Genomic DNA, 21,363 nt, shown 5'->3' on the forward strand with positions numbered 1-21,363 from the left:
CTTACTCCATCACATAGCCGTAGGACGAGCTGAAGTCCTGGCCGGCAACTTCGGCGGCGGCACCCTTCTTCGGGCTGCCGGCCACTTCGCCGAACAGGAACAACTCGCGTTCCGTCGGGATGCGAACCCGGTCGGTCGGCAGGGCCAGCGCCTCGCCCGCCACCGGAGTGACGAGGTGCGGCGTGACGATGATGACCAGTTCGGTCTGCGAGCGCTGGTATTCGGCACTCCGGAACAAAGCGCCCAGGATCGGAACATCGGAGATCCAGGGCAGCTGCGAGTTGTCGTCGCGGAAGTCGTCCTGCAGAAGGCCGGCGATCGCGAAGCTTTCTCCGTCGCGCATTTCGACGGTTGTCGAGGTTTCGCGGCGTTTGAAGGCGTCGATCTGGAAGCCATCGATAGCGATACCGTTCGCCGGGTCGATGGACGATACGGCCGCGTCGATCGTCAGGTTGATGATGTCCTGATCGACGACAACGGGCGTGAAGTTGAGTTCGACGCCAAAGGGTTTGTATTCCACCGTGATGGTGTCGTCATCCTGCGAGACTGGCACGGGATATTCGCCACCGGCCAGGAACTTGGCTTCCTGACCAGAGAGCGCTGTCAGGTTGGGTTCGGCCAACGTGCGCACCATGCCTTTGCTCTCGAGTGCCTCGAGAGTGACCTGGAAGGCGAGATCGCCGATGCCGAAGCCGATTCCGACCCCGCCAGTCGCGCTCGACAGACCAGACCCGCCGATCGCGAGGAAGTTTCCGTCCGATCCGGCACCCTGGGCGCGGAACGACCCGCCAAGAGCCTTGGTGACCGAACGGTTCATTTCGGCGAAGCGGACTTTCAGCATAACCTGCTGCGTGCCGCCCACGACCATCAGGTTCGAGACCCGATCTGGCGCGTAGCGGTTTGCCAGGTCAAGTGCACGGTCCAGCTTGGCGGTCGAGGAGACCTGACCCGACAGCACGATGCCGTCGTTGGCGGTCCGGACCTCGATGTTCTCGCCGGGCAGGATCTGCTGCAGACGCTCCTTGAATTCGGCGATGTCGGGCGTGACATGCACGTCGACGTTCGAGATCAGTTGCCCCTCGGGCGACAATAGCGTGAGGGTCGTGCGCCCGGGTGCCTTGCCCAGAACGTAGATGGAGCGGTCGGACAGCGTCGAGATATCCGCGATGCCCGGGTTCGCGATCGAGAGTTCCGCGAAGGGAACATCGCTTTCGACGACAACGGCCCGGTTCATCGGAACGTTGAGTGCTTCGGATGCCTGGCCCTGCAGAACGCGCAGGACTTCGGCAGAGACCGGTGTCAGCGCCGTCGATGCGAGAGCCGCACCAATGTACGCTGCAGTCAGAATTCGTTTCATGTTCATGTGATCTGCCCTTTCGACCACGCCTCGTTTGGGTCTTGAATGCCCTTATGTCCGGGGAGAATGACCCAGTGCCGCTTTTTTTGCAAGAATCAATGCTTTGGGGGAAGTTGTTGATGTGGATAAACTGCAACACGTCGCAACGGATTGAAAAATGAATAGGGCGCGGCCCCATATAATGTGGCCGCGCCCGACGCCAATTGGATAGCAGTTCAGTTCTTGCAGGGGATCACGACATCGGTGTCCACCAGCACGCCGCCACTGCGCTGCTTGGCGTAGCACACTTTCTGTTCGATCACCGGAGCCACCACTTCGGGGGCGACTTCGACGATGCCGAGCATGGATTTGGTGTCGGTCTCGACGGTGCCCTCGATGGTTTCCGTGGCATCCATCGCCAACGACAGGGTCAGTTCGCCCGTTGCCTGGGCCTGGGCCAGACGGGCCACCTGCTCGGGCGTTGCAGCGACCGTTACCGTCTGCGCAACAGTGTCCGAGGAGATCTGACCCTCGTTCAGTGCGTTGTCCACCGCGATGACTTGGACGGCGTTTTCGATCTGGCGCGTGATCCGGCCTTCATATCCGGGGACGCTGCCTGTCCACAGGATGTCGATGAAGTCGTCCGGCTTCACGAAGTTCGAAACACCCGAATCCATACCGACTCGGATTGCAAAGGCGCGCTTGCCCTTTTCCAGCTTGGAGGTGAGGCTTGCCAACTGTCCCGGTTCGGTCACCCGGCTGGCGAGGACGGGCTCGAATGCTTCGGTCGAGCGCATGATATAGCGCGGGCCATCGGCATTTGGCGGGAAGAGTTTTTCCTTCTCGCGGAAGATTTCCTTCGGCAGGGATTTTTCTGGCCAGTAGATCAGCTGGACGTCGCCTTCCGCGAGAGCATCGCCATAGCCTTTTGCCTTTGCAAAGACGTAGACTTCGACCAGCTTTCCGGCATTGGCGTTGAAAGACCGCTCTTGCTCAAGGGCGGTTTCAAGGTCCGACATGTAGCCCTGGATCATATAGACGGCCACACCGGCCAGGCCCATGCCAACCAGAAGGACCAATGCAAATACTGCTCTCATTTCTACCCTCTACTTGCTGGGAGCGACCCTGGGAGTGACCCCGGCGCCCCGCGCTTCTAGTGTTGTGGGGCCGCCCGTTGCAAGTTTGCAGGCGGGGTGCCCCGAATTGGTGGCTGGATCTGTCATGGTTGTGGGGAACGGGGCCAAAACCTTCAGCGCCTGGTGTTCCGCAACCGCGACGGGCGATCCGTGACTGGTGCAGCTTCGCTGTCGAATGCGGCGAAAGTTTAACGGATGTCGGGCTACAATCTTGCATTCCCGGGGGGACTGTTTCACGAACCTGCGACACATGGTCTTGGAATTGGAAAGGCCGCGCCTCGGGTGAGGCGCGGCCTAAGAAACGTGCGACCCGGAAAATCAGCAGGTGGCGGCGTTGTTCTGCTCGAGGCAGGCCTGAGCAGCGGCGAGCTCGCCGTTGATTGCCTCGGCGAGGTTCGACACGGCCGGGCGGACCCAGTTGAAGATGAGCAGGCCGAGGCCCACGACGGCAGCGGTCAGAACGACCCAGTCAACAGTCACGGCGCCGGCTTCGTCTTTCAGGAAAGCGGAAATCTTGGTCATGATCTTGTCCCTATCTTAGGTGTGTTTACCTGTGTCTCAACCGCTGCGATCCAGGCCGTAGCATCTGCCTTCGTCGGTCGGTATGACAACCATATGGCGGGGCAATCGTGGCAGGAGTTTGGACGACGTGAGTTTTTTCTGGGCCAGACAACTGTTGGGCTGACAATCCGATAAGAGATTGTAATATATAGTAATAATCTTGAGCTTAGACCGCTTCGGCTCCCCACTCGCGCAACTCTGAGGCGAAATCAAGGTGATCGGACGGCGTTCAAGGCAGCGCGCTGGTGGTTGGGTGCCGGATGGATCGAAAGGGGAACGTCCTGCAACTTCTGGGCGCATCCGCCACCCGTTGGCCAAACCTGGGACCGGTCACTGAACAGAGCGCAAAATGAAACTGGCCGCGCTTCTTTCGAAGCGCGGCCAGAGTGGAATATCCTGCAAAGATTAGTCGCAGGTGACGCCGTTGCTTTCCATGCACGTCTGAGCGGCGGTCAGCTCGGCGTTGATCGATTCAGCCAGGTTCGACACGGCCGGGCGGACCCAGTTGAAGATCAGGAGGCCGAGGCCCACGACGGCGGCGGTCAGAACCACCCAGTCAACGGTCACGGCGCCGGCTTCGTCTTTCAGGAAAGCGGAGAAATTGGTCATTTGTCTGGTCCCTTTCTAAGGTGTCACTTTACTCAACCGCTTCGACATTGGCCTTTGCTGCGCCTTCATCGTTCGGTATGAACACATATAGCCCTTCAAACGTGGCAGCAGTTTGGACGACATCTGAAGATTTCAGGCCGGGCGAAAAAACTTGCCGCTTCATGTCCAAGTCACTGATTCCAAATCAAAGAAATTTTAGGAATCTGTTCACGCTTCCATGCTAGGCCGTGCTTTTTCGGTCAAATCTGGCGGAAATGCCATGATTGGACCGTGAAAGTGCTGGCTGCGCGGAGGGTAACCTGCGATTCTCCCGCAAAACAACGAGGCGAGCAGGCCCCGACATGATGAGCAGGACTTACTGGACCGCAGCGATTCTCTGCGCGGCCCTTCCCCACGCGTCCCTGGCAGAAACCAGCTTCAAGCGGGTGAAGGTCGGCGAGGGTCTTCCCGGCAAGCGGATCACCGTGCAGATCGATCCCGAGGAGCAGGCGCGCTATCTGGCAGCGCTGCCCAAGGTCGACCCCAACCCGGACCACGGGCTGGAGGAACCGAAGCCGGTCGAACAGAACGACGGCCCGGTGGGCGAACCGGGGCCGGCTCCGTCGTCGTCCTACGCCTGGTTCTGGGACAAGGTTCCGGCGGGGTTGGGTGCTGCGGCGGACCGGTTTGACCTGGCGCTGGCCTCGCTGTCGCAGGGACCGGACGGAGAGATTGTCCGGGCACCGCGGCTGCAGTCCATGCAGGACATGGCGGACGCCTATGGCAAGGACATCCTGCGCGCGACGCTGGACACCAATGTCTCGCCGGCGCTGGTGCTGGCGGTGATCGGCATCGAAAGCGCGGGGCAGTCGGACGCGGTCAGCCACGCCGGGGCGGTCGGGCTGATGCAGCTGATCCCGGCGACGGCGGAACGCTTTGGGGTCAGCGACAGCACCGACCCGGTGCAGAACATCAAGGGTGGGGTCGCCTATCTGGACTGGCTCCTGAAGGAATTCGACAACGACCCGGTGATGGTGCTTGCGGCGTACAACGCGGGCGAGGGCGCGGTGCAAAAGAACGGCGGCGTGCCGCCCTATGCCGAGACGCGGGACTATGTACCGAAGGTGCTGGCAGCCTGGCAGGTGGCGCAGGGGCTTTGCGTAAGCCCGCCGATGCTGGTGACCGATCCTTGCGTGTTCCGGACGGATATCGCTGGTCTCTAGGGGCTGGGTTTCAGACGAAGACGTCCGCCCAGTCGGGGTGTTTCTTCCGGGTGGCGTTCACGAAGGGGCAGAGGGGGACGACCTTGAAGCCGTCCTTCCGGGCCGCCGCCACCAGCGCGTCCACCAGGGCCAGACCGGCCCCGGTGCCCCGGAAACTGTCCGGGACGCCGGTGTGATCGGCGATGATCAGCGTCGGGGTGGTGATCGAATAGGTCAGTTCGGCCTCTTCACCGGCGTGCCGGATCACGAAGCGACCTTTGGTCGCTCCGTGTTCGCGGGTGACGATGTGGTCAGACAAGGGTTGCCTCGGTCGCGGCGCGGACTTCGGCCTCGGACACGCCCGTGGCGCATTCCACCAGCTTCAGCCCGCCCGGCACGACGTCCAGCACGCAGAGGTTAGTGATGATCCGGTTGACCACGGCCTTGCCGGTCAGGGGCAAGGTGCAGGCTTTCAGCACCTTGGATTCCCCGTGCTTCGACGTGTGGTCCATCACGACGACGACGCGGCCCACGCCAGCCACCAGGTCCATCGCGCCGCCCATGCCCTTGACCAGCTTGCCGGGGATCATCCAGTTCGCAAGGTCGCCATTTTCGGCCACTTCCATCGCGCCAAGGATTGCCATCGCGATCTTGCCGCCGCGGATCATCGCAAAGGACTGCGCGCTATCGAAATAGGCGGTCTGCGGCAGCTCGGTGATCGTCTGTTTCCCTGCGTTGATCAGGTCGGGGTCTTCCTCGCCCTCGAACGGGAAGGGACCCATGCCGAGCATCCCGTTTTCGGACTGCAGGGTGACGCTGACGCCCTTGGGGATGTAGTTCGACACCAGCGTCGGGATGCCGATGCCGAGGTTGACGTAGGTCCCGTCCTGCAGTTCCTGCGCGGCGCGGGCGGCCATGCCGTGGCGGTCCCAGCCTTTGACATCGGTCATCACACGGCCTCCTTCTTGCGGACGGTCCGCTGTTCGATGCGCTTTTCGTGGGTGCCGGTGACGATGCGGTGAACGTAGATCCCCGGCAGGTGGATCGTGTCGGGGTCAAGGCTGCCGAGCGGGACGATCTCTTCGACCTCCACCACGCAGGTCTTGCCGCAGGTGGCGGCGGGGACGTTGAAGTTGCGGGCAGTCTTGCGGAACACGAGGTTCCCCGAGGGGTCCGCCTTCCAGGCTTTCACGATCGACAGGTCGGCGATGATGCCACGCTCCAGGATGTAGGTGCGGCCGTCGAAGTCGTGGTGCTCTTTCCCATCGGCAATAACGGTGCCGACGCCGGTCGCGGTATAGAAGCCGGGGATGCCCGCACCGCCTGCCCGCATGCGTTCGGCCAGCGTGCCTTGCGGGTTGAATTCCAGCTCCAGCTCTCCGGACAGATACTGGCGCATGAATTCGGCGTTCTCGCCGACATAGGACGAGATCATCTTCTTGACCTGCCGGGTTTCCAGCAGGACCCCAAGACCAAAGCCGTCGACGCCCGCGTTGTTCGAGGCAACGGTCAGGCCCTTGGTGCCGGCATCACGGATGGCGGCGATCAGAAGTTCGGGGATGCCGCAGAGGCCGAAACCCCCGGAGGCGATCAGCATGCCGTCGTGCAGAAGCCCGTCGAGGGCCGCGGCGGCGCTTGGGTAGACTTTGTTCATCGGTGTTCTCCCTCCGGTTCCACGGCTGCGGCGGGAACATCGGATCGGGGTGATCCTGAAAGATTGCGCGCGGGCCTGCCATCCGTAAGAATACGTATATGGCTACGTAGGGGGCGGCGATGCGCGACTATGAACGGCTGGCGTTCCAGCACGCGCCGGATGCGACGTTGATCCTGGGCGACCGGGTGATCCTGCGGGCCAGCCTGCGGGTTGAGGCGGTGTTTGGCTGGACTCCGAAGGAACTGGAGGGGCAGTCGATCCGGATGCTGTATCCCGGTCAGACGGATTACGAGTTGATCGGCGAACGGGCGCGCCGGGCTATGCAGGGCGCGGCAGTCTATCGGGATGAGCGCTTCATGCGGCGGAAGGACGGGCAGGTCCTGTGGATGGAAGGCCACGGTACCGCGCTGGACCCCGAGGACCCGCAACGGCTGGCGGTCTGGACATACAGGCCGCTGGACAGCGAGGGGCCGGCCGGGGCGCTGACGCCAACGGAACGGCGGATCGCGCGGTATCTGGTGAACGGTTTCACCTCGAAGGAGATCGCGCTGGCGGTGGGGTCGTCGCCCCGGACGGTGGAGGTGCACCGGGCGAACATGATCCGGAAGATGGGGGTCCGGAACAGTTTCGAGTTGGTCAGCCGGTTGCTGGCGGGGGTGGGCTGAGGGGGCGCTCGTCGAGCATTTCATGCACTCCTCGCTGGGTCCTTCGACGAGTGCGCGGAGTGCTCGAGGAGCTGTCGGGAGAGGTCAGCCCTCGCCGAGGAGGCCCCAGTGCAGGAAGGCGGTGGCGTTGTGCTGGATGTAGTCGATCTGCACCTTCCGCGCGTCGTCGCCCTTCCAGAACTGGCCGTCGGCGTACCAGACAAGCTGGAGGGACAGGTTTTCGGCGGCATGGGCGCGGATGCGGGTGAGGAGGTCCGGGGAGAGGAGGCCAGGGTGGTCGCGGGCCAGCAGCAGGACGCGGGTCAGCGCCTCGGTCCGGCAGGCGATGGGGGTGGACTGGCGGCGGGCGCGGTAATGGGGATCGCCCAGGATCGCCTCCATGAGCCCGGTCAGATAGGCCGAGCCCAATGCCTCGGGCACCACGCCGCGCAGGACAGCTTCGCAGGCGGCGTAGGCCATCCAGTGGCTTTGCTGGGCGAAGCCGTAACCCTTGCGCATCAGCGCGGTGGTGACTCGGGTCAGGTCGTCGGTCGTGGGACCGGACAACAGAAGGCCGAAGATCGCCTCGCCGGTATAATAGTCTGACCGAAAGCCGAGGACCTCACCGGTCTGGAAGTCGCGCTTGTGGCGGAAGTCGTCGCCCTCGATCTCGTCGAGGGCATAAGTCCGCATCCGGGACATGGTTTCGGGCAGGGCATGGGGCAGGGCCTTGGGCGGCAGGATCAGCGCGGGGATGGTTGCCACCTCGGTCAGGGCCAGAAGGCCAAGACCCAGACCGCCAAGCTTGATCGCGCCGTTGCCGACCAGGCCAAGGCTGGGGCGATCGCTTGCGGCCCAGGGTGGAGGGTCAAGCTTGCGACCGAGGTAGCCTGTCGCCCTGCCGATGGCGGCCAGAACCTCGGGATCGGTCCGGCCCGGCAGCTGGTTCGCGGCGCGGGCCATGAACCACAGCGTTCCGCAATGGCGCAGAAGATTGTAGCCGTCATGGACGGTGGCGGTGTCCCCGGCCTCGTGGGCATAGATGAAGCGGCCCTTTTCCAGCACGATGCGCGCCAGATGCGCCAGCGCGTCCGACACCACGGTTTCGCTGCGGGTCAGGGTCTGGGGGGAGCTGCGCATCCGGTCTCCGTCGCTTCGCGGGCAGGCTAATCCCCAAGGCGGGGCCAAGACAAGGAGCGGGCTTTTCCCCGCGCATGGCAGCGGCTAAGGTCCGCCCGGCTGCCCGCGTGGTGAAATGGTAGACACTGGGGACTTAAAATCCCTTGGCCGCAAGGCCGTGCCGGTTCGAGCCCGGCCGCGGGTACCAGCAAGGTCCGACCACAGGCACGACCGCGCGCCGGTGGCGCAACCCTGCTGGGCCGGTCCGTAAGTCATTTCTCCCGCAGGGAAGCTTCGACCATCGAGAGTCCAAGCTGCTGCTCGATCTCTTCCCAGGAATAGGGCTTGGAGACGGTTCGCACCCCGAACTTTTCGGTGCGGGAGTTCGTGCCGTAGCCGGTGGTGAAGACGAAGGGAATCCGGCGCGCTTGCAGGTCCTCGGCGACCGGATCGCTCCACTGACCATTCAGGTTCATGTCCAGAAGGGCGGCATCGACAGGGTTGTCATGCAACATCTGCATCGCCTCGGCCACGGTCGCCGCCGGGCCCAGGACGACGGCTCCACTGTCCTCAAGCATGTCGCACAGCACAGACGCGATCAGGAATTCGTCTTCCACGACAAGTATCCTGCGGCCAGTCAAAACGCTCATCCATTCATCCCGTCGATTGCGGCCTCTATCCGACACAGAAGGCCGTCAGGTTTAAAGTCCAGCTTTGCCACGCCGTTCAGTTCGGCAGACAAACCCTTTTCCAGCATCAAGGTTCCGAAGCCTCTGCGCGAGGGTGCGACGACGGGCGGGCCGCCGCGCTCTTGCCAGAGGATTTCCAGGCGCTGGCTGGAGGGAAGCCGCCATTGCAGCGAGACCGTTCCCTGGTCGACGGACAGCGCGCCATACTTCATCGCGTTCGTCTGCAGCTCATGAAGCGCAAGTGCGATGGCGAGGGCCTGCTTGGGCTTCAGGAGAAACGGCGGGCCGTCGGTGTCGATGCGGGACTTGTTCGGGGAAAGGCCGCCGAGCACCTCGCGCGCCAGCTCTTGCATGGGGGTGGCTTCCCAGCTGACGGCTGACAGGATGTCGTGGGCCTTGGCAAGGACGCCGAGCCGGCCGAGGAAGGTTGCCACCGGAGGCGAGCGGCGATCCGCCTTGAAGGTCTGCAGCGCGATGGCCTGCACCACGGCGAGGGTGTTCTTCACCCGGTGGTTCAGCTCGGCCAGCATCAATTCCCGTTGCCGGGCGACGCTTTCCTGTTCGGTGATGTCGACATTCACGCCGATCATTCCCAGAAACTGCCCGTCGCAGGCATATCTGGGCCGCGCTTCGGTCTGCAGGATGCGCCAGTGGCCGGACACATTGGCATAGCGACCGCGCACGGTGACGGGCCGGTTCTGGGTAATAGCCTCGCCCATCTGCGCCAGGACGCGGTCGGAGTCCTCGGGGTGGATCGTGGCCGAGTAGTCGAACTTGTCCAGCCCGTCGTCGGCCACGCCCCAGAAATCGCGCGCAAGCTTGTTCAGTTGTTCGCAGTGTCCGTTTGGGTTGCTCATCCAGATCATGATCGGCGCTTCTTCCGTCATCTGCCGGAAGCGCGCCTCGGAGAACCGCAGGTGGGACAATGCCGCCTCGCGCGAGGCTTCGGCGCGGGTGCGGCCGATGCTGAACCCAAGCTGCCGCGCGATGGTCACGGCAAGGGCCTGTGACCGGGCTTTGACGGGCTTGCGGGAGCTGTAATAGGTCATGAACTTCCCGATGACCTTGCCTTCCAGGGTGATCGGCACGAATCCCAGGCTTACGATCCCTTCGCCGGATATGACCTGCTTTATCCAGTCCGGTTCCGCGGTTTCCGCAATGTCCTCGACAAAGATCGGCGGGGGGTCCTGGTCGCCCGGTTTCCACGGCGTGTGTCCGGCCAGTTTCGTGCGATACTCGTTGGAAAGACCCCGCCAGGCGACGAACTGCATGATGCCCGCGTCGTCAAACAGCAGGATCGACGCCCTGTCGCAGTGCAGCGTGCGGGTGATGACTTCCAGCGCAGAGGCATAGATGTCGTCGGCGGAGCGGGCGTGGTAGATCGCGTCAGTGAACTCATAGAGGGCGCGCAGGTCGTCCTCGGTCGATAGACCAGTGTCCGACTGTTCGTGCCCCGCCATTCTTTCCCCCGTGGGCCACTAAAGGCCGTCGGTGCCATTGGTCTGGCACCGCTTCGCGGGAAAACAATCACGGGCAAAATTGGTTCCACACCAACAAAAAAATTTCTACGCCGTGTGGGAACAGATACCCGGAGCGAAAAACGGCCCGAACCGCAAGGGTCCGGGCCGTGTCAATGCTCTGGCGGCGCGGATCAGGCGCGCAGATCGAAGCGGTCGGCTTCCATCACCTTGACCCAGGCCGAGACGAAGTCGCAGACGAACTTCTCGCGGTTGTCGTCTTGGGCATAGACCTCGGCATAGGCGCGCAGGATGGAGTTCGAGCCGAACACCAGATCCGCGCGGGTGGCCGTCCACTTGACCGTGCCGGTCTTGCGGTCGGTGAGTTCGTAGAGGTTGGTCCCCTTTGGCACCCACTTGTAGCCCATGTCCGTCAGGCCGTTGAAGAAGTCGGTCGTCAGCGCGCCGACCCGGTCGGTGAAGACGCCATGCGCCGTGCCGCCGTGGTTGGTGCCGATCACCCGCATCCCGCCGATGAGGCAGGTCATCTCATGCGCGGTGAGGCCCATGAGTTGCGCGCGGTCGAGAAGCAGTTCCTCGGCCGAGACGGCGTAGTCCTTCTTCATCCAGTTGCGGAAACCGTCTGCCAGAGGCTCCAGCACCGAGAAGCTGTCGGCGTCGGTGTCCTGCGGGGACGCGTCGCCGCGCCCGGCATGGAAGGGGACGGTGACATCAACGCCACCGGCTTTCGCCGCATGTTCGACGCCGACGTTGCCCGCGAGGACGATCACGTCAGCCAGCGAGGCCCCGGCTTCCTTCGCGATGGGTTCCAGCACCGACAGCACACGGGCCAGACGGGCGGGTTCGTTCCCCTCCCAGTCCTTCTGCGGGGCCAGACGGATGCGGGCGCCGTTGGCACCGCCCCGGTTGTCCGAGCCGCGGAAGGTGCGGGCGGAATCCCAGGCGGTGGTGACCATGTCGGAGACGGAGAGGCCCGAGGCGGCGATCTTCGCCTTCACGGCGTCGACGTTCCAGGCGGTCGAACCGGCGGGGACGGGGTCCTGCCAGATCAGGTCTTCCTGCGGAACCCAAGGCCCCAGGTACCGAACCTTCGGCCCCATGTCGCGGTGGGTGAGCTTGAACCAGGCGCGGGCGAAAGCGTCGCTGAACGCGGCCTGATCCTTGGCGAAACGCTCCGAGATGGCGCGGTAGGCCGGGTCCATCTTCATGGCCATGTCGGCGTCGGTCATCATCGGCATGCGGCGGATCGAGGGGTCTTCCACGTCGACAGGCATGTCGTCGGGGTCGATGTTGATCGGCTGCCACTGGAAGGCCCCGGCGGGCGATTTCACCAACTCCCAGTCGTACTTGAGAAGAAGGTCGAAGTAGCCGCCATCCCACTTAGTCGGGTTGGCGGTCCAGGCGCCCTCAAGCCCCGAGGTGATCGTGTCGCGCCCGACGGAACGGGCGGAGTGGACCATCCAGCCCAGACCACCTTCTTCGATCGCGGCGCCTTCCGGCTCGGCCTGGATGCGGGCGGCGTCGTTGTTGCCATGCGCCTTGCCGACGGTGTGGCCGCCTGCGGTGAGCGCCACGGTCTCCTCATCGTCCATCGCCATGCGGGCGAAGGTCTCGCGCACGTCATGGGCGGTGCGCAGCGGGTCGGGGACGCCGTCGACGCCCTGCGGGTTCACGTAGATCAGGCCCATGACCACGGCGGCCAGCGGGTTTTCCAGGGAGGTGCGGTCTTCCTTGGACGGATAGCGTTCGTCCTTGAGCCACTCCTTCTCGGACCCCCAGTAGACGTCCTTTTCCGGCGCCCAGATGTCTTCACGCCCGAAGCCGAAGCCGAAGGTCTTCAGGCCCATCGATTCGTAGGCGACGGTCCCGGCCAAGACCATCAGGTCGGCCCAGGACAGGCGGTTGCCGTACTTCTTCTTGATCGGCCACAGCAACCGCCGCGCTTTGTCCAGGTTGGCGTTGTCGGGCCAGGAGTTCAGAGGGGCAAAACGGTGGTTGCCGGTGCCCGCACCGCCGCGGCCGTCGGCCATGCGGTAGGTCCCGGCGGCATGCCAGCTCATGCGGATGAAGAGGCCGCCGTAATGGCCCCAATCGGCCGGCCACCAGTCCTGGCTGTCGGTCATCAGGGCGGTGAGGTCACGTTTCAGTGCCACGAAGTCCAGCTTCTTCACCTCTTCGGTGTAGTTGAAGCCGGTCAGCGGGTTCACCTTGGTGTCGTGCTGATGGAGGATGTCGAGGTTCAGCGTCTTCGGCCACCAATCGGTGACCGTCTGGCTTGTCGTGGTGATTGCGCCGTGCATCACCGGGCATTTGCCCGAGCGTCCTGCGTCATTGCCGTCCATCTTGTTCTCCCTGAACAGACCGTCCAAAACCTGCCGAAGCCACCCGGTCCCGGAACTGGAAGGCGACTCGGAACTGCATATCGTAGGGTATCGCTAGCACCACTGAGCGATAATAGGAATTTTCATTTTCATATCGCCACGATATGCTGAGCTTATGACAAAGATCACCATCAAGCATCTGCGCTATTTCGACGCGCTGGCGCGGGCCCGGCATTTCGGGCGCGCGGCCGAGGCTTCGTCGATCTCGCAACCGGCGTTGTCGCTGCAGGTGAAGGAGCTGGAGGATATCCTGGGCGCGCCCTTGGTCGAGCGGGGCGCGCGGCAGATCAGCCTGACCGTGCTGGGCGAGGAATTCGCGCTGCGGGCCAGGGATGTCCTGCGGGCGGTGGACGAACTGGGCGCGCTGGCGCGGGCGTCGACCGGCCCCTTGTCGGGGCGGTTGCGGCTGGGGGTGATCCCGACGGTGGCCCCCTATCTCTTGCCTCGCCTCATGCGCGAACTGACGGCGCGGTTCCCCGACCTTGACCTTCGCCCGCGCGAGGCGGTGACGCCGAAGCTTCTGCGCGACCTGGGCGAAGGGCGGCTGGATCTGGCACTGCTGGCCCTGCCGGTGTCCGAGCCGTCGCTGGTCGAGCATCCGTTGCTGGACGAGGAGTTCCTTCTGGTTCGGGCCGAGGCCGCCGCCACGCACCCGGTGCCGTCGCTGGAGGAATTGCGCACGATGCCGCTTCTGCTGCTGGAAGAGGGCCACTGCTTCCGCGATCAGGCGATTGCGGTGTGCAAGCTGTCTCCCGGGCTGACCGGCGAGATCATGGAGGGCTCGTCCCTCGGCACGCTGGTGCAGATGGTGGGGGCGGGCATCGGCGTCACGCTGATCCCGGAAATGGCGGCGACGGTCGAGGGGCGGTCGGCCCCGGTGGCGCTGCACCGGCTGCATGAACCGCGCCCCAGCCGGACCATCGGGATGGTATGGCGCCGGTCGAACCCGCTGTCCGACCGGTTCACCGATCTGGCGCAGGGGCTGCGGGACACGTTCGCGGCCTGACCTTGGCCTGCGCCATGGGTGGAGCAGAAGGGAGAGAAGCGGCGCGGTCAGGCGCCCCAGGTCCGTTCAAGCAGCCGCAGCCAGTTGCGGTGCGCGATCTTTTCGATCAGCGCCTCTCCAAGGTCCATTTCGCGCATTGCCTGGATCAGTACGGGCAGCCCTTCGACCCCGCCGATGTCCTTGGGTGTGGTCGCACCGTCGTAGTCCGAACCGAGGCCGACATGGTCTTCGCCTGCAAGCTTCAGCATGTGTTCGATATGCCGCTTTACCGGGTCCAGCGTCATGTCCGGGCTTTCGCGGCCATCTTCGCGCAGAAAGCAGGTGGCGAAGTTCAATCCGGCCATGCCGCCAGTGTCACCAATTGCCCGCAACTGCCGGTCGCTGAGGTTCCGGCTGGAGGCAGAGACGGCGTGCGCGTTGGAATGGGTGGCGACAAGTGGTGCATCTGACAGCTTGGCCACATCCCAGAAACCCTGTTCGTTCAGGTGGCTGAGGTCCAGCATGATCCGCAAGGCGTTGCATTCCCTGACCAGTGCGCGACCGGCATCGGTCAGGCCCGGTCCTGTGTCGCCGGTGGAGGGAAAGCGGAACGGGACACCGTGGCCGAAAATGGTCGGGCGGCTCCATACCGGGCCGATCGACCGCAGGCCCATCGCGTGAAAGAGGTGCAGTGCGTCGAGGTTCTGGTCGAGGGCCTCGGCACCCTCGAAGTGGATCACCCCGGCAACGACCCCTGCCGCCATCGCCGCGCGAATGTCGCCCGCGGTCCGGCACCAGCGTAAGCGACCCCTGGAGACACGCTCCATCCAAAGGAGGTGGCCCAGCATTTCGACCGCAACTGGCTGGGCGGCCTTGTGATCGATCAGGGCGGGCAGGGGGAAATCGTAGGGCGGATTGTCCATCCGGGCTTCAAGCGCGTTCAGGTCTTCATACTCGGGGGAGGGGATGTAGACGGCGAAAAAGCCACCGGCAAAGCCCGCGGCCTGCATCCGCGGCAGGTCGAGATGCCCCGCCCCTTCGCCATGCAGCCAGAGCTTTTCCCGGTCGGCACCGGCGCCGGCAATTTTCAGGACGATGTCGTTGTGACCATCGAAGACGGGAATGGGCGAAGGCATGATCGGCTTCCGGCTGGTTGAACGAGATGGCGCACTCTTTCCGCCTTGCGCCGACAAGGCAAGCCACCTGCGCCGCTTTGCCCGATTGACGGCGGGGTGGGCGCGGGCCTAAGCGATACGCATGTCGGCGTTTGTCTTGCAGCTTCACCGCATGGTCGTTCTGGCCGTCCTGTCCGTCGCGCTGGTCGGGATCGGGTTTGCGCATCGTGCGCCGGTCGCGGACGAGCAGACTGTTGCGGCGATTCTTCTATCGGGTGCCACGGCTGCGGACATCTGCGGCACGCTTGGCGAGTCCGGCCGGCATGTCGATCCCCTGTGCCAGGCCTGCCAGATCACCGGCGGGACCGATCTGCCGCCACTTGCGCCGGTGGTTCTGCCACTTGGTCTGACGCTGCTGGCGGACGTCTCTGCCCCCCGCGAGAGCCGGCGGGTCGAGCGGGTGCTGGACCTTTCCCGGACGCCGCAGGGGCCTCCGCTGGTCTGAGGTGGCGGCGCCACGCTTGCGCCCGAACCCCACAGATCACCGGAGCCTCGCGAACCGACGCGGGGCGCCCTGCACAGCAATCGATGTCCCGAAAGGACTTGCCATGAACCGTCTTCTTGCCCTTGCCGCCGCTCTGGCGTTTGCCGCGCCGCTTTGGGCGCATGAAATCATCGCGGGCGATCTGCAGATCATCCATCCCCACATTCCCCAACCCGCCGCCACCGCCAAGACTGCCGGGGGTTACATGGCCATCGTCAACGCTGGGGCAGAGCCGGACCGGCTTATCGGGATCGAGACCGGGATCGCCGCCAAGTCCGAGGTTCACGAAAGCAAGGTCGATGCAAACGGGATGGGCACCATGACCCATGTCGAGGCGCTGGAGATTCCAGCGGGCGGGACTGTCAGTCTGGACCGGGGTGGCTACCACGTCATGTTCATGGGACTGACCGGTCCGCTGACCGAGGGCGAGATGCACAAGGCCGTGCTGATCTTCGAAAAGGCCGGCCGGGTGGAGATCGAATTCGAGATCGACGCGCCGATGGGAATGGGCGAAATGGATCATATGGATCACTCCACCATGGATCATTCGAAGATGGACCACGGTTCGGGAGACTGACGCTTGCGCCAACCGCCGCGAGGCCCCAGCATGCCGCGCGCAGGCAGGGCGGAGGCGGTGGAATGGGCGAGACAACCTTGGGCAAGCCAGGGCGTCCGGGCGAGGTTGCGCTTAGCTTCGATCCCGGCCGGATTGCGGACGACGCGCACCTGCGCTTCATCGGTCGGCTGCGCAGCCCCTGGTCGCAAGGCAATTGCCCGAAGAACCTGCGCGAGGCGCGGGAGGTGGGCGGCACGTTCCGGGCCGAGATCGACCTGCCGTTTCGCCCAGGTCTGCTGGGGCTGGTGCCGGGTCAGGCGGTGATCCTGCTTTACTGGACGGGTCAGGCGCGGCGGGACATGATCGTCTTGAACCTGGCGCACCGCGACGGCCCGACCGGAGTATTCGCCCTGCGGTCTCCGGCCCGGCCCAATCCGGTGGCGATGGGTGTCGTGCGGCTTCTGGAGATGGACCGCGCCGCTGGCGTGCTGGAGTTCGACGCCCTGGACGCGTTCGACGGCACGTCGCTTCTGGACATCAAGCCCTGGCTTTCATCGGTTGATGTGCCTCCGCCGCAGGGCTGACGCCAGCGTCATTTACCCTTCCGGCAAGCTGGGTTACACCAGCGGCAAGCGCGGCAGGCAGGACGAAAATGCTGGGATTTCAGGTGGAACCGAAGCACGACAGGTATGACGTGTTGATCATCGGCGGGGCGATCATGGGGTCGTCGACAGCCTGGTGGCTGACGGAAATGGGCTTCACCGGACGCATCCTGGTGGTGGAGCGCGACCCTTCCTACGAGAAGGCCGCGACGACGCTGAGTTTCTCGTGCATCCGGCAGCAGTTCTCGACCGAACTGAACATCCGGATCTCGCAGTTCGGGGCCGACTTCGTCCAATCGATGCGGCAGCGGATGGGTGGGGACGAAAGGGTTCCAGAGCTGAGGATCCAGAACTTCGGCTATCTCTACCTGGCGGACGACGCCGGGTTTGCCGAGGTGCTGCGGGCCAACCAGAAGGTTCAGGCGGCGGCGGGGGCGGGAACGCGGCTTCTGACGCCCGACCAGATCCGGGAGGAGTTTCCCTTCATGGTGGTGGACGACCTGGTCCTTGGCAGTCTGAACACGCAGGACGAGGGCTATTTCGACGGCTCGACCGTGTTTGACTGGTTCCGCCGCAAGGCGCGCGAGGCGGGCGTGGAATATGTGGCGGATGAGGTTGTGGGGCTGGATGTTGCGCGCGCGCGGGTGACCGGGGTCCGGCTGAAATCGGGACGGACCGTGACCTGCGGAACCGTGGTCAATGCTTCGGGCACGCGGGGGGCGAAGGTGGCGGCGATGGCGGGGATTGCGATCCCGGTCGAGCCGCGCAAGCGGTTCAACTGGGTGATCCAGGCGGCGGAACCGCTGGACCGACCCCTGCCGCTGGTCATCGATCCAACGGGGGTTTTCGCCCGCGAGGTGGGCGGCGGGACCTATATGGCCGGGGGACATGCCGATGTTGATCCGGCGGTGGCCGACGACGATTTCGTCATGGACCAGGACCTTTGGCTGGAGAAGATCTGGCCCGCGCTGGCAACGCGCATCCCGGCCTTCGAGGCGGTGAAGGTGATCAGCGAATGGGCCGGGCAGTATGATTACAACGTGCTGGACCAGAACGCGATCACGGGGCCACATCCAGAGATCGGCAACTTCCTGTTCCTGAACGGGTTTTCAGGTCACGGTCTGCAGCAGTCACCCGCGATGGGACGCGCGACGGCCGAATGGATCGTGCATGGTGGCTACCGCACGCTGGACATGACCGCCTTCCACTTTCAGCGCATCGCCGAGGGGCGGGCGCTGGTGGAAGGCGCAATCATTTAGGAATGGTCAGTCTGACGCGATCAGGGCAGTCGGCGACTGCACCGAGATCAGGTCCTTGGGTGCAAACACGAAAACCAGCACGCCACCATAGACAACAAGGAACAAGGCTGCGGCGGCGTAAGTCCGGAAGGACCGGGGGCGCGATTGCAGAACTTGGGTCATCTCGCGAGTTCTCCTGACATGGCAGCAAGTCGGGGGCAGCGACTCTTGATGGCCGGACATTACCACCATAGCGGGTGATGTGGCTCCCAAAGATTTCAGAGTCGGCGGAATTTTGTCCTGTCCATTGGCAGTAAAGGCAAACAATCGCCCCGCTGTGGGCGGTTTCTGCGGCTGCGAACGAACCATTTTCTGCGGGGACGAAAAGGTGGGCGAATCACGATTCGCTTGCTCGGGAATTGAACGCAGGCCGCGGAGAATCCTGCAAAACCCGGGGCATCGACCAGCCGGTGGTTGGGCTCATCAGGTTTGTCCCGCCTTCCACGCGCCATGCAGGCGCACGGACGCGCGGGCTTTTCGCGGCAGTTCAGGATGCAGGTGCGGAGAAAGGCGGAAAGTTGCCTAGGACCTCACGCCAGAGAAGCGGGTCTGCCAGTCGGCGCGCTCTTCGTCGGTGATTTTGCGGAACAGATTCTCGGGCACCTCGAACGCGTGGCCTGCGGGAAGCGTGCGCATGGCTGCGGAAATGTCTGCCGGCCAGGTCCAGTCGTCGCTGCCCACCGCCTTCATCATCGTCGCCGAAGCGTCGGGGATGAAGGGCGCGGAGAGGACCGCGTAGACGCGGATCAGGTTCAGCGCGAGACGGATGATGGCCTGTGCCTGTTCCGGGTCGGTCTTGACCACCGACCAGGGGGCGGCCTGTTGAAGGTATTCGTTGCCGATAACCCAGATCGCGCGCAGCTCGGACGCGGCCTTGCGGACCTCCATCTCGGACATGAATTTGGTGTAATCTGCGATGCGCGCGCCGAGGTCGGCGATCAGGGCGGTCTCCAGCGGGCCGAAGTGGCCCCCGGCGGGGACGTCCGTGCCGAACTTGGAGACGGCGAACTTGGTCACGCGGCTGACGAGGTTGCCCAGGACGTCGGCGAGGTCCTTGTTGACCGAGGTCTGGAAGTTCTCCCAGGTGAACTCGCTGTCGCTGGATTCCGGCGCGTGGGACAGAAGCCACCAGCGCCAGTAGTCCGACGGCAGGATCGAGAGCGCCTGGTCCATGAAGACGCCGCGCCCTTGGCTGGTCGAGAACTGGCCGCCGTCATAGTTGAGGTAGTTGAAGGACTTGAGGTAGTCGACCAGCTTCCACGGCTCTCCCGACCCCAGGATCGTGGCGGGGAAGGACAGGGTGTGGAAGGGCACGTTGTCCTTGCCCATGAACTGGTAATAGGTCACGTCGGACGCGCCCTTGTCGGTGCGCCACCAGCGTTCCCAGGCGGCGTCGTCCTGGCCGTTGGCGTCGGCCCATTCGGCGGTTCCGGCGATGTATTCGATGGGGGCGTCGAACCAGACGTAGAAGACTTTCCCCTCCATGCCCGGCCAGGGCTGGTCGCCCTTCTTGACCGGGATGCCCCAGTAAAGGTCGCGGGTGATGCCGCGATCCTGCAGTCCGTCGCCGTCGTTCAGCCATTTCTTGGCGATCGAGGTGGTCAGGATCGGCCAATCTTTCTTGCTATCGATCCAGGCCTCCAGCTTGTCGCGCAGGGCGCGCTGCTTGAGGTAAAGGTGCTTCGTCTCACGGACTTCCAGGTTGGTGGAGCCGGAGATCGACGACCGGGGATTGATCAGGTCGGTTGGGTCCAGCTGCTTGGTGCAGTTTTCGCACTGATCGCCGCGCGCCGCCTCGTAGCCGCAGTTCGGGCAGGTGCCGGTGATGTAGCGGTCGGGCAGGAAGCGGTTGTCGTCGATGGAAAAGACCTGCTTTTCGCTCACTTCGGCGATAAGGCCGTTCTCAGCGAGTTTCCCGGCGAAATGCTGGGTCAGGCGGTGGTTGCGCTGGCTGGAAGAGCGGCCGAAATGGTCGAAGGACAGACGGAAGCCCTTGGCGATCTCGGCCTGCACGGCGTGCATCTCGGCGCAGTAAGCCTCGACCGGCTTGCCGGCCTTGGCGGCGGCCAGTTCGGCGGGCGTGCCGTGTTCGTCGGTGGCGCAGATGAACATCACCTCATGCCCCATCGCGCGGTTGAAGCGGGCGAAGAGGTCGGCGGGCAGCTGGGAGCCGACCAGGTTCCCCAGGTGCTTGATCCCGTTGATGTAGGGAATGGCCGAGGTGATAAGGATGCGTGCCATGTCTGCGCCTTCGCTTGAGTCCGGCGATTGATTAGCCCAAGCGCGGGCAAAGGGCCAGCGGGCTAGGCGCGTCCGCGCAGCATCCTCGTGAGGGTGCCGTCGCCGTCCATCTCGCGCTTGAGGGCGGCAAGCATGTGGACGATGACCATGCCGAGGAGAGTCTTGGCAAAGATCTCGTGCAGGATGAACCAGACGAACTCCGAGGTTTCGTTTGGCTCGACCAAGGGTGGGATGACGAAGGTCTCGGCATAAAGCGTGTCGATGCCGCTGGCCGATGACCCGGCCCAGCCCGCGATGGGGGTGGCAATCATCAGAGCGTAAAGCGTCCAATGCCAGGCTTTAATGAAGAGACGCATCCAGCCGGTGGCCTGCGGGCCGGGCGGCGGCGAGATCAGATGCCAGATCACGCGGAGGAGGAGGAGTGCGAGCGCCGTGAGGCCCAGGGTCTTGTGCAACCCGTAGAGCCAGAGGGTCGAAAGGCTGGGTTCCATCGCGGCGATGCGCAGGCCGAGGGCAAGCAGGCTGATGAGCAGAAGCGCCATCCCCCAGTGGATCAGGCGCGAGATCAGGCCAAATTCGTCGGGGCCGTTGCGAAGCGCCATGTCAGCCCTGCGCGTCGATACGGGCGGTGATCAGGATGCGGACCTCGTCGCCCACCATGTCGGCCCAGCCGGTCGCGCCGAAATCGCTGCGGTTGACCCGACCGGAGAGTTTGACGGTCAGATGGTCCCGGTCGCTGGGCGCGCTGCCTTGTGGACGGAAAAGCTGGGCGCGCAGGGTGACTTCCTTGGTCACGCCCCGAATGGTGAGGTTGCCGGTGACTTCGGCGGCGTCGCCTGCGCCTTTGACCGAGGTGCTTTCGAAGGTCATCCGGGGATGGTCCTTGGCCGCAAGCACTTTCGGGCCTTTCAGCGCCTGGGCGGCGAAAGGAAAGCTGGCCTTTGCCCCGGTCACATCCAGCGCCACATCCACGGTGCAGTTCGCCACATTGTCGAAGTCGAGCTTCAGGTCGGCGTGCTCCAGCGGGAAGGACCCGGTGATGAGGTCGGGGCCGAAGTCGGTCTCGAAGGCCACGGACGAATTGGCGCCGTCCATCTTGTAGGCGGTGGTTGCGGCCTGGACGCCGAAGGAAAGGCCGAGGGTGAAAAGGGCGGTAATGACAAGCCGACGCATGCGGTTTCCCTTCGGATGACCGGGGCACGGTAGCATCCGAAGGGGCCGACGGCAAAATCAA

The 21,363-nt window shown here is 64.1% G+C and carries 23 protein-coding genes and 1 tRNA gene; 8 read left to right on the forward strand and 16 right to left on the reverse strand.

All coding sequences use genetic code 11. From position 1 onward, the window contains the following. Position 1: 1 nt before the first annotated feature. The 4 genes from Q0C42_RS05690 to Q0C42_RS05705 form a co-directional block, all read right to left on the reverse strand. Positions 2-1,363 carry a type II and III secretion system protein family protein gene (locus Q0C42_RS05690; protein ID WP_295073248.1) on the reverse strand — a complete coding sequence of 454 codons (1,362 nt, stop codon included), beginning with the start codon at positions 1,361-1,363 and terminating at the stop codon, positions 2-4. Between the two features lie 209 nt (positions 1,364-1,572). Beyond that, positions 1,573-2,433, reverse strand: a complete 861-nt coding sequence (gene cpaB / locus Q0C42_RS05695) for a Flp pilus assembly protein CpaB (RefSeq protein ID WP_295073250.1) — start codon at positions 2,431-2,433, stop codon at positions 1,573-1,575. A 357-nt stretch (positions 2,434-2,790) separates the two neighbouring features. Continuing rightward, the gene (locus Q0C42_RS05700) at positions 2,791-2,994 is read right to left on the reverse strand and encodes a hypothetical protein (RefSeq protein ID WP_295073253.1); all 204 of its coding nucleotides are present in this window, start codon (positions 2,992-2,994) and stop codon (positions 2,791-2,793) included. A gap of 444 nt (positions 2,995-3,438) precedes the next feature. Further along, complete coding sequence (locus tag Q0C42_RS05705) at positions 3,439-3,642, reverse strand: hypothetical protein (protein WP_295073256.1); 204 nt, start codon at positions 3,640-3,642, stop codon at positions 3,439-3,441. 341 nt (positions 3,643-3,983) lie between these two features. On the opposite strand from Q0C42_RS05705, the gene Q0C42_RS05710 reads away from it, so the two are divergent. Next, positions 3,984-4,844: a lytic transglycosylase domain-containing protein gene (locus Q0C42_RS05710; RefSeq protein ID WP_295073259.1), complete on the forward strand. Its 861-nt coding sequence runs from the start codon at positions 3,984-3,986 to the stop codon at positions 4,842-4,844. Between the two features lie 10 nt (positions 4,845-4,854). Here the strand turns inward: Q0C42_RS05710 and Q0C42_RS05715 are convergent, their stop codons facing one another. The 3 genes from Q0C42_RS05715 to Q0C42_RS05725 are packed head-to-tail and all read right to left on the reverse strand — an operon-like array spanning position 4,855 to position 6,477. Then, positions 4,855-5,142 carry a GNAT family N-acetyltransferase gene (locus Q0C42_RS05715; RefSeq protein WP_295073262.1) on the reverse strand — a complete coding sequence of 96 codons (288 nt, stop codon included), beginning with the start codon at positions 5,140-5,142 and terminating at the stop codon, positions 4,855-4,857. Then, on the reverse strand, positions 5,135-5,773 hold the full coding sequence (locus tag Q0C42_RS05720; protein WP_295073263.1) for a 3-oxoacid CoA-transferase subunit B: 639 nt from the start codon (positions 5,771-5,773) through the stop codon (positions 5,135-5,137). The genes Q0C42_RS05715 and Q0C42_RS05720 overlap by 8 nt, the downstream gene beginning before the upstream one ends. Further along, positions 5,773-6,477, reverse strand: a complete 705-nt coding sequence (locus tag Q0C42_RS05725; RefSeq protein WP_295073266.1) for a CoA transferase subunit A — start codon at positions 6,475-6,477, stop codon at positions 5,773-5,775. The genes Q0C42_RS05720 and Q0C42_RS05725 overlap by 1 nt, the downstream gene beginning before the upstream one ends. Before the next feature lie 119 nt (positions 6,478-6,596). On the opposite strand from Q0C42_RS05725, the gene Q0C42_RS05730 reads away from it, so the two are divergent. Beyond that, entirely contained in the window at positions 6,597-7,142 is a 546-nt protein-coding gene (locus tag Q0C42_RS05730) for a LuxR C-terminal-related transcriptional regulator (RefSeq protein WP_295073269.1), read from the forward strand. 84 nt (positions 7,143-7,226) lie between these two features. Here Q0C42_RS05730 and Q0C42_RS05735 read toward each other — a convergent pair whose 3' ends face one another. Continuing rightward, a complete protein-coding gene (locus tag Q0C42_RS05735) occupies positions 7,227-8,261 on the reverse strand; it encodes a hypothetical protein (protein WP_295073272.1) in 1,035 nt (344 codons plus the stop codon). Between the two features lie 101 nt (positions 8,262-8,362). Here Q0C42_RS05735 and Q0C42_RS05740 point away from each other — a divergent pair. Continuing rightward, positions 8,363-8,448 (forward strand) — tRNA-Leu (locus Q0C42_RS05740). Positions 8,449-8,512: 64 nt separating this feature from the next. Here Q0C42_RS05740 and Q0C42_RS05745 read toward each other — a convergent pair. The 3 genes from Q0C42_RS05745 to katG form a co-directional block, all read right to left on the reverse strand. Beyond that, positions 8,513-8,890: a response regulator gene (locus Q0C42_RS05745; RefSeq protein ID WP_295073275.1), complete on the reverse strand. Its 378-nt coding sequence runs from the start codon at positions 8,888-8,890 to the stop codon at positions 8,513-8,515. Then, a complete protein-coding gene (locus Q0C42_RS05750) occupies positions 8,887-10,389 on the reverse strand; it encodes an HWE histidine kinase domain-containing protein (protein WP_295073278.1) in 1,503 nt (500 codons plus the stop codon). The genes Q0C42_RS05745 and Q0C42_RS05750 overlap by 4 nt, the downstream gene beginning before the upstream one ends. Before the next feature lie 191 nt (positions 10,390-10,580). Further along, the gene (gene katG, locus Q0C42_RS05755) at positions 10,581-12,749 is read right to left on the reverse strand and encodes a catalase/peroxidase HPI (protein ID WP_295073281.1); all 2,169 of its coding nucleotides are present in this window, start codon (positions 12,747-12,749) and stop codon (positions 10,581-10,583) included. Between the two features lie 154 nt (positions 12,750-12,903). Between katG and Q0C42_RS05760 the strand changes: the two genes are divergently transcribed. Beyond that, positions 12,904-13,794 carry a hydrogen peroxide-inducible genes activator gene (locus tag Q0C42_RS05760; protein ID WP_295073283.1) on the forward strand — a complete coding sequence of 297 codons (891 nt, stop codon included), beginning with the start codon at positions 12,904-12,906 and terminating at the stop codon, positions 13,792-13,794. Between the two features lie 47 nt (positions 13,795-13,841). Here Q0C42_RS05760 and Q0C42_RS05765 read toward each other — a convergent pair whose 3' ends face one another. Beyond that, positions 13,842-14,909 (reverse strand): dipeptidase, encoded by a 1,068-nt coding sequence (locus Q0C42_RS05765; protein WP_295073286.1) that lies wholly within the window; start codon positions 14,907-14,909, stop codon positions 13,842-13,844. 121 nt (positions 14,910-15,030) lie between these two features. On the opposite strand from Q0C42_RS05765, the gene Q0C42_RS05770 reads away from it, so the two are divergent. The 4 genes from Q0C42_RS05770 (at position 15,031) to Q0C42_RS05785 (ending at position 17,849) form a co-directional block, all read left to right on the forward strand. After that, a complete protein-coding gene (locus Q0C42_RS05770) occupies positions 15,031-15,393 on the forward strand; it encodes a hypothetical protein (RefSeq protein ID WP_295073288.1) in 363 nt (120 codons plus the stop codon). Between the two features lie 103 nt (positions 15,394-15,496). Continuing rightward, a complete protein-coding gene (locus Q0C42_RS05775) occupies positions 15,497-16,009 on the forward strand; it encodes a copper chaperone PCu(A)C (protein WP_295073291.1) in 513 nt (170 codons plus the stop codon). A gap of 62 nt (positions 16,010-16,071) precedes the next feature. Next, on the forward strand, positions 16,072-16,572 hold the full coding sequence (locus Q0C42_RS05780) for a TrmO family methyltransferase (protein WP_295073294.1): 501 nt from the start codon (positions 16,072-16,074) through the stop codon (positions 16,570-16,572). 68 nt (positions 16,573-16,640) lie between these two features. Further along, positions 16,641-17,849, forward strand: a complete 1,209-nt coding sequence (locus tag Q0C42_RS05785) for an FAD-binding oxidoreductase (RefSeq protein ID WP_295073296.1) — start codon at positions 16,641-16,643, stop codon at positions 17,847-17,849. A gap of 6 nt (positions 17,850-17,855) precedes the next feature. On the opposite strand, the gene Q0C42_RS05790 is transcribed toward Q0C42_RS05785, so the two are convergent. From Q0C42_RS05790 to Q0C42_RS05805, 4 genes are all read right to left on the reverse strand, one after another. After that, positions 17,856-18,011, reverse strand: a complete 156-nt coding sequence (locus Q0C42_RS05790; RefSeq protein ID WP_295073299.1) for a hypothetical protein — start codon at positions 18,009-18,011, stop codon at positions 17,856-17,858. Between the two features lie 399 nt (positions 18,012-18,410). Then, the gene (metG, locus tag Q0C42_RS05795) at positions 18,411-20,129 is read right to left on the reverse strand and encodes a methionine--tRNA ligase (RefSeq protein WP_295073302.1); all 1,719 of its coding nucleotides are present in this window, start codon (positions 20,127-20,129) and stop codon (positions 18,411-18,413) included. 62 nt (positions 20,130-20,191) lie between these two features. Next, the gene (locus Q0C42_RS05800) at positions 20,192-20,731 is read right to left on the reverse strand and encodes a cytochrome b/b6 domain-containing protein (protein ID WP_295073305.1); all 540 of its coding nucleotides are present in this window, start codon (positions 20,729-20,731) and stop codon (positions 20,192-20,194) included. A 1-nt stretch (position 20,732) separates the two neighbouring features. Continuing rightward, positions 20,733-21,302 carry a YceI family protein gene (locus Q0C42_RS05805; RefSeq protein ID WP_295073308.1) on the reverse strand — a complete coding sequence of 190 codons (570 nt, stop codon included), beginning with the start codon at positions 21,300-21,302 and terminating at the stop codon, positions 20,733-20,735. Positions 21,303-21,363: the final 61 nt, after the last annotated feature.

The organism is Tabrizicola sp. (assembly GCF_022842145.1).
In the GTDB taxonomy this organism is placed as follows: Bacteria; Pseudomonadota; Alphaproteobacteria; order Rhodobacterales; family Rhodobacteraceae; genus Tabrizicola.

Coding starts and splice junctions, on each gene's coding strand:
- Q0C42_RS05765 (WP_295073286.1), bottom strand. CDS start 14,909: ATGCCTTCGCCCATTCCCGTCTTCGATGGTCACAACGACATCGTCCTG.
- Q0C42_RS05800 (WP_295073305.1), bottom strand. CDS start 20,731: ATGGCGCTTCGCAACGGCCCCGACGAATTTGGCCTGATCTCGCGCCTG.
- katG (WP_295073281.1), bottom strand. CDS start 12,749: ATGGACGGCAATGACGCAGGACGCTCGGGCAAATGCCCGGTGATGCAC.
- Q0C42_RS05730 (WP_295073269.1), top strand. CDS start 6,597: ATGCGCGACTATGAACGGCTGGCGTTCCAGCACGCGCCGGATGCGACG.
- cpaB (WP_295073250.1), bottom strand. CDS start 2,433: ATGAGAGCAGTATTTGCATTGGTCCTTCTGGTTGGCATGGGCCTGGCC.
- Q0C42_RS05725 (WP_295073266.1), bottom strand. CDS start 6,477: ATGAACAAAGTCTACCCAAGCGCCGCCGCGGCCCTCGACGGGCTTCTG.
- Q0C42_RS05690 (WP_295073248.1), bottom strand. CDS start 1,363: ATGAACATGAAACGAATTCTGACTGCAGCGTACATTGGTGCGGCTCTC.
- metG (WP_295073302.1), bottom strand. CDS start 20,129: ATGGCACGCATCCTTATCACCTCGGCCATTCCCTACATCAACGGGATC.
- Q0C42_RS05750 (WP_295073278.1), bottom strand. CDS start 10,389: ATGGCGGGGCACGAACAGTCGGACACTGGTCTATCGACCGAGGACGAC.
- Q0C42_RS05760 (WP_295073283.1), top strand. CDS start 12,904: ATGACAAAGATCACCATCAAGCATCTGCGCTATTTCGACGCGCTGGCG.
- Q0C42_RS05735 (WP_295073272.1), bottom strand. CDS start 8,261: ATGCGCAGCTCCCCCCAGACCCTGACCCGCAGCGAAACCGTGGTGTCG.
- Q0C42_RS05785 (WP_295073296.1), top strand. CDS start 16,641: ATGCTGGGATTTCAGGTGGAACCGAAGCACGACAGGTATGACGTGTTG.
- Q0C42_RS05770 (WP_295073288.1), top strand. CDS start 15,031: ATGTCGGCGTTTGTCTTGCAGCTTCACCGCATGGTCGTTCTGGCCGTC.
- Q0C42_RS05805 (WP_295073308.1), bottom strand. CDS start 21,302: ATGCGTCGGCTTGTCATTACCGCCCTTTTCACCCTCGGCCTTTCCTTC.
- Q0C42_RS05745 (WP_295073275.1), bottom strand. CDS start 8,890: ATGAGCGTTTTGACTGGCCGCAGGATACTTGTCGTGGAAGACGAATTC.
- Q0C42_RS05710 (WP_295073259.1), top strand. CDS start 3,984: ATGATGAGCAGGACTTACTGGACCGCAGCGATTCTCTGCGCGGCCCTT.
- Q0C42_RS05700 (WP_295073253.1), bottom strand. CDS start 2,994: ATGACCAAGATTTCCGCTTTCCTGAAAGACGAAGCCGGCGCCGTGACT.
- Q0C42_RS05790 (WP_295073299.1), bottom strand. CDS start 18,011: ATGACCCAAGTTCTGCAATCGCGCCCCCGGTCCTTCCGGACTTACGCC.
- Q0C42_RS05775 (WP_295073291.1), top strand. CDS start 15,497: ATGAACCGTCTTCTTGCCCTTGCCGCCGCTCTGGCGTTTGCCGCGCCG.
- Q0C42_RS05720 (WP_295073263.1), bottom strand. CDS start 5,773: ATGACCGATGTCAAAGGCTGGGACCGCCACGGCATGGCCGCCCGCGCC.
- Q0C42_RS05705 (WP_295073256.1), bottom strand. CDS start 3,642: ATGACCAATTTCTCCGCTTTCCTGAAAGACGAAGCCGGCGCCGTGACC.
- Q0C42_RS05780 (WP_295073294.1), top strand. CDS start 16,072: ATGGGCGAGACAACCTTGGGCAAGCCAGGGCGTCCGGGCGAGGTTGCG.